The following is a 12,669-nucleotide window of genomic DNA, read 5'->3' on the forward strand; positions in this document are numbered from 1 at the left end:
TGTTTGTGTGTACGGGCTCCGGGGAGCTTCCGGGGACAAAGATACGCATTTCAGCGGAATATCTGCAAGGGGGAGAGGGAGGAGAAGCCGCCGCCTCTGCCCGCACGCACAAAAAAATAGACCCATCTTCACAGACAGGTCTATTCTATTATAAACTTTTGTTTTAACAAAGCACAAGATTCCTCTTGTGTTTATCGTGGTCGGGCCGAAGCCCGTTGACGGTCAAGAAGGTCATTCAGCCAGCGGGTCGAATGTTCCGTCGTCACCACCATGATTGTGGTCTCCCCAACCGATGGTCTGTTCCACAGCGGGGTTCTGGCTCATGGCACTCTGTGTCAAGCCCAGGAAGTAGTAGTTCGGTTGGTATTGGAAGTAAAGCTCGCTGTGGTTCGAGTCGTATGAGTCGCCCTTCTTCTTCTTATACGTCAGGTATTTCGTATAGAAAGCCTTCAGCGCCTCCTGCTGGTCGGCAACCGGTTGGCGCAAGTCCATCACGGCTGCGGCACGTTCGCCCGAGCTCACTGTTCCGTCTGTACCATAAGCAATGCCGCAGAGCGGGTCGGGGTTGTTGTCGCCCACGTAGCTGTCGCCGTTCGGATAGTCACGTCCGCCCAAGCCGTCGTTGTAGTCGTTGCTGACGCGGAACTCCATGTTCTCACGACGTTGGCCGTTCATGGCGCGATAGCCCAGCCAGGTGCAGGTGTTGCCGTTCCATCCGGTGAGCTTCCAGGTTGACGGAGCACCATCCACGGTACCCGTACCGCCGTCGAACAGCATCCAGCGACGCATGTCGTCGAAACGTTTGCCCTCGAAGGCAAGCTCGATCTGGCGCTCATAGAGCACAGCCGACATACAGGCAGCCTGGTCGCTGCTCAGCGTAGCGTCCAGTCCGCAGTCGCCCGTGTAGCCCACACGGCGGCGGATTTCCTTCAGGATTTCCACGGCCTCGTCCATGTGTCCTGCACCGCAGGCAGCTTCAGCCAGGTTGAGCTTCACCTCGGTGTAGCGCAGTTCCATCCACGGAGCTGCCGAACGGCCGAAGTGGCGGTCGTCGCTCCACTCATAGAGCGGGCTGTTGTTGACGTCGTAGTCATCCGAACGCTTGCGCACGTAGATGCCCTTGGCATTGCCCATCAGGCCGTCGGGACCGAAGTTTGTGCCCGACTCCACGTTGTCGCGGTCTTCAGCGGAAGCGTACCATACGTAGTTCCACAGCACGTAGTCCGGACCGTTGTAGGGGTACATGTTGTCGTCGTTACGCGGGTCGTTGGCGAAGGCCCAGCGTACGCCCGGGAAGGCGAAGGTGCGGTAGAAGCGCGGGTCGCGGTTCATGAACGGTGCGTTCTGTTCGTAGGCATAGACCGACGGACTGAGCTTGCTGTAGGTGCTGCTGCTCGGACGCTTGCCGTCCGCCATGGGGAACATGCTGATAATCATTTCCGACGGGGTCTTGCCGCCTCCACCTTGTGCGTTTGACGGACGGATGCCGCTCTCCCAGGCATTGTTGCGTGCATGGTCGGGCACGCCGCCGGGGGTGATGGTGTTGTAGAGCGTCACGAGGACGGCTTCCTTGCTCCGCTTGTTGCCTGCCGGGCTGAAGATGCGTGCCCAGTTGGCTGCATTGGTCTCGTAGGTTGTCTCCTCATAGCCGTAGCCGCAGCCTTCGATGACGGGCAGTGCCTCCTTCATGAAGGTGTAGGCGTCCTGCCAGCGTTGCTGGTCGTTGGCACGGTTGAAGAGCGGGCTTGCCCAGAGCAGGAGCAGACGTCCCTTCAGCGCGAGTGCCGTACCGGTGGTCACACGTCCGTAGTTGGAGTCTTCCCATCCGCCGTTGGCTGTGGCGGGCGTCAGCAGTTCGGCTGCCAGGTCGAGGTCGGAGACGATGAAGTCGATGGTTGCCTTTGTCGACGAACGCGGCGTCTGTGAGTCAGCCACGGGGTCCTGCACCTCGGTGATGATGGGCACACCGCCGTACCACTTCACGAGGTTGTAGTAGCACCATGCACGCCAGAAGTAGACTTGCCCGAGGAGCTGGTCCTTGTCCTCCTGGGGGATGTTGCCGTTCGTCAGTCCGCGGATGACGTCGTTACAGTTGCGGATGCGTCCCCAAACGGACTCGCGGATGTTGTTCGACTGGTTCTGGAAGTAGTCGGGCACGGTGTTCGCACCGCTGAGGTAGGTCAGCTCGTTTTGCGGGTCGTTGAACTTGTCGAAGCCGCTGTACTCCTCCGTACACTTCGAGAGCAGGTCGGCAGAGCCGCTGGAGGGATACTTCCAGTTGGGACCGTCCAGTGTCGGCTGGCAGAACCAGTAGATGTCGCTCACACGTCCGGTGGCTCCGCTGACGTAGTTGTAGACGTCCTCGCTCACCTGGTCGTAGTTCTTCTTGTCCTGAAGGAACTGGTCGCTGCACGCTGTGAGGGCGGCAGAGGCGGTCAGGGCAAGGGCAAATAGTTTTATCGTTGTTCTTTTCATTGTCGTTCGGTTAATGTGTTTTTAGAATGAGATGTTGATACCCACGGTGAACTTGCGCAGCGAGGGATAGCTGTCGAAGCTGCTCATCGGGTCCATGAAGTTGTCAGGATAGGGGTTGTAGAGGCTCAACAGATTCTGTCCCGTCACGTTGAAGCGGCAGCTCTGGATGCCGAGCATCTTGGTGACGCTCGACGGCAGTGCGTAGGCGAGTGTCAGGCGGTTGAGGCTGATGCGTGTGCTGCTGATGCGCCAGAAGGTCGAAGCCACGCTGTTCACGCTGGAGTAGGCGAGGTTCGGATACTTGGCATCGCGGTTCTCTGCCACGACGAGGTTGCCCGAAGCGTCGTAGACATCCTGATAGGAGTACATGTTGTCCACGTTCCAGAACGACGGCATGTTGGAGTATTCCAGGTCGCCTTCAGCCTTGAGGGCGGAAGTGGGGACGATGCTGTAGCCGCCCCAGCTGGCACCGAGCTGTGCGCTGATGGAGAAGCCTTTCCAGTCGGCGCTCAGGTTGGCGGTCACGCCGTAGGGGTTGCCGCGGTGGGAGAGTTCCACTTGGTCGTTGTCCTTGTCGACGATGCCGTCAGGACCGGCGTAGGTGCCGTCCTCCTGCAAAGGTCCGCGGACGTCCTTGTAGATGAGCATACCCGGACGGACTTCGTCCTTGGACATACCCATGTAGGAGGTGATGTTGTACTTGGCGAAGTATTCGTCAATCTCCTGGAAGCTGCGGAACATGCCCAGACACTGCATACCCCACGTACCCTGGTCGGTGCGGTCGCCTTCCTGAATGCTGCGGAAGAGGTAGTCGGTCGCCCAGTCCATGAGGAGCACCTTGTTGTCGGTGTAGCCCGTGTTCAAGCCGATTTTGTATTTGAAATCCTTGCCGATGTTGTCGCGCCAGGTGATGCCCACCTCGACACCGTAGCTGTCCAGCTTACCGTAGTTCACCTTCGCCGAATGCGTACCGACGGTACCGGGGACGGAAGCCGAGTACTTCGTCAGCATCTCGCGGTTCCACTCATAGTAGCCGTCGATGTTGAAGGCGAGGCGGTTGTCGAGCACGTTGAAGTCGAGGCCGACGTTCGCCTTGTAGGTCTTGTCCCAGTGGGCGTCGCGGTTCACGGCGGAGTTGTTCTTGTTCAGTGAGATGTGTGTACCGGCGTTGTTGCCTGTGCCCGTGCCGATGACCGGACCCTTGTCGAGGTCCATGCCGTAGGTCTGCATCCACTGCCACGGCGTGGTGTTGTCACGACCGGTCAGACCGAACGAGGCGCGGAGCTTCAGGTAGTCGATGAACTTCACGTGGTCCTTGAACCAGCCTTCCTCTGACATCACCCAACCGGCGGATACCGACGGGAAGGTACCCCAGTAGTTCTCGGGGGCAAACTTGGTCGAGGCGTCCGAGCGGAGCAGGAACTCCAACAGGTAGCGGTCGTTGTAGGCGTAGTTGATGCGCCCGATGTAGGACAACGTTCCTGATTCGGCGCGCGTCCAGTTGGTGGTCATATCGCTGTCCATACCCACGGAGTTCGACTGTCCCGTGGTGAATTCATACGGGTCGGTCACCTGTCCGGTCATCCACTCGCTCTCGGTCTCCGACTTTTCGATGGAGAAGAGGGCGCTCACGTGGTGGTCGCCGAAGTCGCGCGAGTAGGAGAGGGTAAGGTTCATCTGGTAGTTGTCGGTGCGGTCCATCGTACGGGAGAGCATGTCGCCGTTGTCTACCGAGTTTCCGCCGTTGGCGAGGATGAAGTTGTTCTCGTCCATCAGCGCTTCGTATTCAGCCTCCTGGCCTACGATGGGAGTGTACAGGTGCTGTCCGCTACCGGAGCGGCGTGACATCTGATAGAGGTTGTACTCCGTACCGTACTGGTTGTTCTTGTTGGTGCTGATGCTCTTGGCGTAGGAGAAGCGCACGTTCAGTCCCTTGAGGAAGTCGATGTGGCTGAAGTCGTACTCGAGGCTGCTGTTGATGGTCAGGTTCTGGCTCATGGAGCTGCTGTAGTCGCCGTTGTTCTGGAGCACGTCGAAGTGGTAGACCTGGTCGTCGCCCTTCTTCTCGTTGCTGATGCCGTAGGCGGCGATGGGCAGTCCGTTGACATATTCAGGGATGTAACGCGGACGGTAGAGCAGGCGGCGGTAGTCATTCTCCGAGTCTGTTCCGCCGACTTTCACGAGCGGGTTGGTCTTCTTGCCATAGTCGCCGGACACCTGCAAGCTTGCCTTGAAGCCCTTGGCTATCTGCAGGTCGACACCGGCGCGGAAGTTCCAGCGGTCGTAGTCGAGCTTCCCGAGGTTACCTTCCTGGTCGAAGTAGGAGATGCCTGCGTAGTAGTTGGCCTTCTCCGACGCACCACTCAGGTTCACACTGTGCTTCTGCGTGATGCCGGTCTCCCAGTACTTGTCGAGCAGGTTGTAGTTGAGTCCGCGCATGGCGGCAAGCTCGTCGGCCTGGAAGAGGTCGAGTTGGGGGTTGAGGTCGGTCTTGAGGGGGTCGGCAGCCTTCACGGCGTTCCACAGACGGCCGTACTCATAGGAGTTCAGCATCTTGGCATGGCCGACGGCGTCGGTGATACCGAACGAGCCGCTGTAGGAAATCTGCGGGGCGCCCATCTTGCCACGCTTCGTGGTGACGAGGACGACACCGTTGGCAGCACGTGCACCATAGACGGCTGCGGCGGCGTCCTTGAGGACGGAGATACTTTCAATCATGCTCGGGTCGAGGTTGTTGAACGTCTCCGAGCCGAGGTTCTGCATGGTGTTACCCACCTTCACGTCGTTCGGGTAGATGAAGCCGTCGATGACGAACAACGGTTCCTGTGCGGTCGAACCGAGGGCACTCACGTCGCCCGAGCCACGGATGGACAGACGGGCGGGAGCTCCCGGACGTGCGTCGCCGCCGCTCACGCTCAAACCGTTGACAAGTCCGCTCAGCGAGCTGGCGAGGTCGCCGCCCACGAGGTCCTGGATTTCATCCATCGGGACGGTGGAGATGGCACCCGTCAGGTGGGCCTTCTTCTGCACGCCGTAACCCACGACAACCACTTCGTCGAGTTGCTGGGTGTCCTCCTTCATCACGATTTTCACCTGTGAGAAGTCGGTGACGCGCAGGGTGGAGTAACCGATGTAGGAGATTTCCACGGCTCCGCCCTGGGGAACTTTGATGGTGAACTTACCGTCGAGGTCGGTGATGGTGCCGCCCTGGGTCTGTCCGGCGATGCGTACGGCAGCACCGATGATGGGGATGTCGGTCTCGTCGACGACCGTACCCGTGAATGTGATTTGTGCTTGGGCAAATGCCGACGTAAATGTGCCGACGGTCATCAATGCACCAAGACCTACCTTTAATATCTTGTTGTATTCCATTGATTCAATGCTTAGTTTGTTTTGACTGGGTGGGTTGGCAAGCCTGTGGAGGCGGGGAGTCCGTTGGCGTCCGCTTCCCCCCGTCCGCCTGTCAACCTGTTTGATTACTTATACCAGCGCGGGTCGCCTGCCTGGTTCTGAGTGGCGACAGGAGCCGTCGGTGTGAAGTTCACGCCGCCCTTTTCCTGGTCGTCGAGGTTGATGGCCTGGAGGAACGTTCCGGCAAAGGCAGGGTCTTCGAGGGTTGCATACGGGTTGCCGTCGCTGTCCTTACGGCCGCCGGTGTCGTTGCCGTTCGGTGTTCCGCCGTCCACGCCCCAGATGGTGTTGCCCGGTGTGTGGCGTTCACAGTTGTTCTGCAGGTACTGGTAGATGCGGAAGACGTCGTAGAAGATGTTGTACTGCGTGTTCAGCACGACGGTGTTCGTGTTCGGCATGTTGTTTCCGAAGTCCTTGTTGGAGAATGTCTTGCAGAAGGTGTTGTAGCGGATGTTGTGCGTCGACGAGTTGTCGTTGTTGCCGAAAATCTTCTTCGGTTGGGCGTTGCTGGAGTTGGAGTAGCGGATGAAGTAGGCAGAACTGTTCTTCACAAGGTTCCAGATTGTGTTGTTCTCGATGGTCATGTCCTTCACCAGTCCGTTGCCGCCGCCGTAGAGGTTGATGAACGAGTTGGACCCCTCGTTGTTCAGCTGAATCAGGCAGTCGGTGATGCGGAAGTCGCGGAGGCTCCACGGCTGCTTGTTGCCATAGATGAGGCTGTTCGGCAGGTTCTTGATGTTGCACTCCTGGAAGATGACCGGCTTGTTGATGACATAGCCGTTCTGGTTGGCTCCGTTCGCCTTGTAACCCAGGCTCTCGGTTGAGATGGAAGCGTCAGGCGTGTCGCTCAGCATGAGGAGACCCGTCTGGGTGGCACTCGTACAGTCGAAGTCGATGAACTTCACCTTCAGTCCTGCCTGTGTCACGAGCGCTCCTTCCGGTCCGACGATGACGCGCGGGTGTGTGCCGCCCTTCTCGGTGCTGCGCAGGGTGATCTGGTTCAGGCGGAAGTCAACTTTGCCGTTGAGCGTGTAGGTCTCGCCTGCTTCAAGCGCGAAGCCCTGTTCCTTCTCGCTGTCCTTCAGGTTGGCGTTGATGTATTCGGCAATGTCCGTGCCCACGGGGATGGTCGTTGCCGGCACGAGGGCGGAGTACTTGTAGACCGTAGCCGATGCAGCTCCGGCGTTGTTGAGCTTGTCGTTGCCCAATGTCTGCAGGCTGATGTTGTAGACGGCGTCTTCTATCTTGGCGAAGGCCACGGAGCAGCCGTCCACGATGCTGTCCTGAATAACGGTGAGGGGATTTTCCGAAGTCACAGACTCGTCCTCCGGGTTCTCAATACATTCGATGTTGCAGAGATAGCCGCCGGCTCCGTAGATAACCGGCCAGGAAACCTTGACACTTTCCGTTCCGTCGGGGTTGGTGAGGATGCTGAATGATGCCTCGTCGATGGTCGGCGATTCCAGCTGCGTGTTCGTCACGCCGCCACTGAAGCTCTCGTCATCGACTCCTCGTGCACACGAGGCGGCGAGAAGAACCACTGACAGGAACGCAATGCCTCCAATACGTTTGGTTTTCATCTTACTAGGGATTTTAAAGTTAAACAAAAGTATATTCTATCTAAAGTTCAAGTTCCGTGTAGACGGTGGAGTGAAAGTACATCAGGGAGGCACAATGTCTGTCGACTTGTACGGGGCATGTCTTTATCTTTCAGTTCTTGTGCTTTGTTAATGTGCTTTTCTTCCCAGGTTCTTTGTGTTTGTATGACGCTGCGAAGGTATGTTAAAAAACTAGTGGGTAGGGAGTAAAATCATCTCAAAAAGGCGGACGTATGTTGCACCTTCGCCTTTTAACGTGCCGCTCACCCGTCGCAGGCCGTTCTGTCCGTGGAGGTTGGGGGTTGTCGGACGGAAGGCTCCTCCGGCGGAAGGGGACGTGGGTGTCTTCTGAATTCATGACAACGTGTAAATATTTATCGCCTCTCTCTTTTCAGGCCTCCGTCTCTACGTTCGTACGGACGCGTCGCCACGCTCGTACGGACGCGTCCGCACGACGCTACGGACGGGCCCGTACGAAGCTGCGGACACGTCCGTACGAAGGCCTGAAATAGTTTTACTCTAACGTGCTGACAAACAGGGTGTGGTGTCTGTTCTTGCGTCTGCGTTTTACACCCCTTGCCGACCCGTCGGAGGGTGTCCGTGTGTCCTGTTTTTTCGCATCACCGGACGGACATTTCCCGGAAATCAGGTCTTCCGCCTTCAAATACAGTCCCGTTCATGCCGGAAGCTGCGTGAAATCGTCGTATCTTTGCGCCCGTATAACAAAGAACATAGATGAAGACATTTCAAGAGTTAGGTGTTTCCGAGGAGATACTGAGAGCCATCACGGAGCTGGGGTATGAGAATCCCATGCCCGTCCAAGAAGAAGTAATCCCTTATCTGCTGGGAAACGGGAATGACGTTGTAGCTCTAGCCCAAACTGGAACGGGAAAGACGGCTGCCTTCGGACTGCCGCTGATCCAGAAAATCGAAGTTAAGAACCGCGTGCCCCAGGCACTGGTCCTGTGTCCCACCCGTGAGCTGTGCCTCCAGATAGCAGGCGACCTCACTGACTATTCAAAATACGTGGACGGCCTGCGTGTGCTGCCCGTCTACGGCGGCTCGTCGATAGAGAGCCAGATACGCAACCTCAAGAAGGGGGTACACATCATCGTGGCGACCCCGGGCCGTCTGCTGGACCTCATGGAGCGTGGCACCGTGAAGCTCGGCACCATCCGCGACGTGGTGATGGACGAGGCGGACGAGATGCTCAACATGGGGTTCACCGACAGCATCAACGCCATCCTGGCGGATGTGCCCGAGGACCGCAACACGCTCCTCTTCTCCGCCACGATGAGTCCCGAGATAGCGCGTATCGCCAAGAATTACCTCCGAGACCCGAAGGAAATCACCATCGGCACACGGAACGAAGGCAACAAGAACGTGAACCACCTGTATTATATGGTGCATGCGAAGGACAAGTATCTCGCCCTGAAACGTATCGTCGACTACTACCCGCAAATCTACGGCATCATCTTCTGCCGCACCCGCAAGGAGACACAGGAGATAGCCGACAAGCTCATCCAGGACGGCTACAATGCCGACTCCCTGCACGGCGAGTTGTCGCAACAGCAGCGTGACCTGGTGATGCAGAAGTTCCGTCAGCGTCACCTGCAGCTGCTCGTCGCCACCGACGTGGCTGCCCGCGGACTCGACGTGGACGACCTGACGCATGTCATCCACTACGGACTGCCCGACGACACCGAGAGCTATACCCACCGCAGCGGACGTACGGGACGCGCCGGAAAGACGGGTACGTCCATCGCCATCATGAACCTGCGCGAGAAGGGACGCATGCGCGAAATCGAGAAGATAATCAACAAGAAGTTTGTGGCGGGAGAGATGCCCACCGGCAAGCAAATCTGCGAGAAACAGCTCATCAAGGTCATCGACGATATCGAAAAGGTGAAAGTCAACGAGGAGGAAATCGCCGACTTCCTGCCGGACATCTACCGCAAGCTGGACTGGCTGGAGAAGGAGGACATCATCAAGAGGATGGTCTCGCTGGAGTTCAACCGCTTCCTGGAGTACTACCGCAACGCACCTGAAATCGAGTCCGTGGCGGAACGTCGCGGCCGTGACGGCAAGGAGGCGCGGGGCGAACGCAAGGGCGGGACGGCACGCCGTGCCGAGGAAGGCTACGTCCGCCTCTTCCTGAACCTGGGCAAGACGGACAACTTCTACGCCGCCCAGATCATCGACTTGGTGAACCGCAACGTGCGCGGCAAGAAGGTGAACATCGGTCGCATCGACCTGATGAAGAACTTCTCCTTCTTCGAGGTCGACGAGCGTCAGGCGGAGACCATCGTCCGCGCACTCAACAAGGTGAAGGTCGATGGTCGCAAGGTGGTAGTCGAGGTTGCCGACGAGGCTGCCGGCAGTGAGGACGCACACCGCCCGTCGGCATCACGTGGCAACTGCCGCACGGAGCGGCGCGACGACCGTCCGGGAAAGACGTCGGCAAAGCCCGAGGCCTCCAGGAAGGCGAAGAAGGACAAGCCGAGCCGTGCCGAGCGGGGCTATACCGAGGCACGCGGCCCCAAGAAGAAGGATGACTGGAAGCAGTTCTTCGACAAGGACCGCCCCTGGCAGGACGAGGAGCCCGACTTCAGCGAGGAAGGCTGGGCTTGGCGGAAGAAGCGGTAAAAGCTTCTGTACGTTCTCCTTCAGAAACGGAAGGGGTGGGCGTCAGAAGTTTGACGAGTGATTCGTTGTAGAACACAAGGACACGAAGACACAGAGGAATAGACCGGGACTCAGTCCCTTGACAGCGACTCTGTGTCTTCGTGTCTTTATGTTTCCTCCCCCTTCTCCGGCAGTCCGAGGAAGCGGCGGAGGCGGTCTCTCAGGTAGTGGTTGGCGTTGTTGATGTGCTTTTTGACGGTGTTGATGGTGATGTCGTACTGGGCGGCGATTTCTTTCTGAGACTTTCCTTCCAGGCTGGCAGAGTAGACGCGGCGGCAGGGGGTGGACAGTTCCTCAAAGGCGTCATTGACCATCTGGTAGACTTCCGCCTCGATCATCCGGGAGCTGATGTCGTCCTCCAGCGGTTCGCCCGAGAGCATCTCGCGGTTGACAAATTCCTGTTCGACAGACTGACGTTTGATGCGGTTGAGGAGGGTATTGTGGAAGGCGCGGAACAGGTAGGTCTTGAAGACGGTCTCGTTGCGGAATGTCTCCCGGCGTTCCCACAGGCGGAGCCACACGTCCTGCAAGGCGTCGGATACGACCTCCTCGTCCGGCACATAGTGCATGCCGAAGTATTTCAGCTGGCTGTAATACTTCTCGTAGAGATGCCGGAATTGCTTGCTGTTCGTCAGGATGATAGCTTCCCCTTGAGCCGATAAATCCTTTTCCACCTGTTCTCTTTCGTTTTTGAAGGTCCAAAGATAGGGGCAATAAGTTGCAGGAAAGTTGCAGTACCTATTAATAAATACTAATTTTGCCGCTCTTTTAATGAAATGCACAAACACCGAACATCAATCAAGAAGATGAAAACATTTGAATTCAAGCCGAAGCTCTTCTCTACGCTCAAAGGCTACTCGAAGACTTCGCTGACGGCCGACATCATGGCGGGAGTCATTGTCGGCATTGTGGCTCTGCCGCTTGCTATCGCATTCGGTATCGCGTCGGGCGTGTCGCCTGAGAAAGGAATCATCACCGCTATTGTCGCCGGTTTCCTCGTGTCGTGTTTCGGGGGCAGCCGGGTGCAGATTGGCGGACCGACGGGAGCGTTCATCGTCATTGTCTACGGCATCATTGCACAGTACGGCGAAAGCGGACTGATGGTCGCCACGTTCATGGCGGGCGTGTTCCTCATCCTGCTGGGGCTGTTCCGTCTGGGGACCATCATCCGGTACATCCCTTATCCCATCGTGGTGGGTTTTACGAGCGGTATCGCGCTGACCATCTTCACCACGCAGGTGAAGGACCTCTTCGGGCTGAGCATCGACGAGGTGCCGGGCGACTTCGTCTCCAAGTGGGTGGTCTATGCCCACCATTTCCATACCATTGACCTGTGGTCGACACTTGTGAGTGTGCTCAGCGTGGTCATCATCGCCCTGACGCCCCGCTTCTCGAAGAAGATACCCGGTTCGCTCGTTGCCATCGTGGTCATGACGGTGGCGGTGTGGCTCCTGAAGACTTATGCCGGGGTCGACAGTGTGGCAACCATCGGCGACCGCTTCAGCATCAACTCCCAGCTGCCCGACGCCAATGTGCCGGTACTCACATGGGAGACCGTCAAGGACCTCATCTCGCCAGCCATCACCATTGCCATCCTCGGAGCCATCGAGTCGCTGCTCTCCGCCACGGTGGCGGACGGCGTCATCGGTGACAAGCATAACTCCAACCAGGAACTGGTCGGTCAGGGCATCGCCAACCTGTTCTCGCCCATCTTCGGCGGTATCCCTGCCACGGGAGCCATCGCCCGCACGATGACGAACATCAACAACGGCGGACGTACGCCTGTGGCCGGCATCGTGCACGCAGTGGTGCTCCTGCTCATCTTCCTCTTCCTCATGCCGCTGGCGCAGTACATTCCCATGGCGTGCCTGGCTGGCGTACTGGTCGTCGTCTCCTACAACATGAGCGGCTGGCGCACGTTCAAGGAACTGCTCAACAACCCGAAGTCCGACGTCGGCGTCCTGCTGGTCACCTTCTTCCTCACCGTGGTGTTCGACCTCACAGTCGCCATCGAGGTCGGGCTGCTCATGGCGTGCCTCCTCTTCATGCGGCGTATGGCTGAGAGCACACAAATCTCCGTACTGACCGACGACATCGACCCGAACAGTGAGTCGGACATCGAGCTGCACGAGGAACACCTCGTCATCCCTGCCCGCGTGGAAGTGTATGAAATAAACGGACCCTACTTCTTCGGCATCGCCAACAAGTTCGAGGAAGAGATGATACGCATCGGCGACCGTCCGAAAGTGCGCATCATCCGCATGCGCAAGGTGCCCTTCATCGATTCCACGGGTATCCATAACCTGACGAACCTCTGCCGCATCAGCCAGCGCGAAGGCATCACCATCGTGCTCTCCGGAGTCAACCCCCGCGTGCATGCCACGCTGGAGAAAGCCGGGTTCTACGACCTGCTGGGGAAGGAAAACATCTGCGGCAACATCAACGAGGCCCTGGCGAAGGCGCGTGAGCTGCTCCAGGAAGCCTAACCATCATCCAACAT

At 58.0% G+C, this 12,669-nt stretch carries 6 protein-coding genes; 2 read left to right on the top strand and 4 right to left on the bottom strand.

All coding sequences use genetic code 11. The annotated features are described in order from the left end of the window. Positions 1-231: 231 nt before the first annotated feature. The 3 genes from C8275_RS02405 to C8275_RS02415 form a co-directional block, all read right to left on the bottom strand. The gene (locus C8275_RS02405; RefSeq protein WP_106483949.1) at positions 232-2,475 is read right to left on the bottom strand and encodes a RagB/SusD family nutrient uptake outer membrane protein; all 2,244 of its coding nucleotides are present in this window, start codon (positions 2,473-2,475) and stop codon (positions 232-234) included. Between the two features lie 21 nt (positions 2,476-2,496). Further along, positions 2,497-5,847: a TonB-dependent receptor gene (locus C8275_RS02410; protein ID WP_106483950.1), complete on the bottom strand. Its 3,351-nt coding sequence runs from the start codon at positions 5,845-5,847 to the stop codon at positions 2,497-2,499. 104 nt (positions 5,848-5,951) lie between these two features. After that, positions 5,952-7,466, bottom strand: coding sequence for a DUF4992 family lipoprotein (locus C8275_RS02415; RefSeq protein WP_106483951.1), 1,515 nt, complete (start codon positions 7,464-7,466; stop codon positions 5,952-5,954). 753 nt (positions 7,467-8,219) lie between these two features. Between C8275_RS02415 and C8275_RS02420 the strand changes: the two genes are divergently transcribed. Continuing rightward, positions 8,220-10,130: a DEAD/DEAH box helicase gene (locus C8275_RS02420; protein ID WP_106483952.1), complete on the top strand. Its 1,911-nt coding sequence runs from the start codon at positions 8,220-8,222 to the stop codon at positions 10,128-10,130. A 146-nt stretch (positions 10,131-10,276) separates the two neighbouring features. Here the strand turns inward: C8275_RS02420 and C8275_RS02425 are convergent, their stop codons facing one another. Next, entirely contained in the window at positions 10,277-10,843 is a 567-nt protein-coding gene (locus C8275_RS02425) for an RNA polymerase sigma-70 factor (RefSeq protein ID WP_234395687.1), read from the bottom strand. A gap of 132 nt (positions 10,844-10,975) precedes the next feature. On the opposite strand from C8275_RS02425, the gene C8275_RS02430 reads away from it, so the two are divergent. Then, complete coding sequence (locus C8275_RS02430) at positions 10,976-12,655, top strand: SulP family inorganic anion transporter (protein ID WP_106483953.1); 1,680 nt, start codon at positions 10,976-10,978, stop codon at positions 12,653-12,655. Positions 12,656-12,669: the final 14 nt, after the last annotated feature.

It is taken from the genome of Bacteroides sp. Marseille-P3684, assembly GCF_900291465.1.
In the GTDB taxonomy this organism is placed as follows: Bacteria; Bacteroidota; Bacteroidia; order Bacteroidales; family Bacteroidaceae; genus Phocaeicola_A.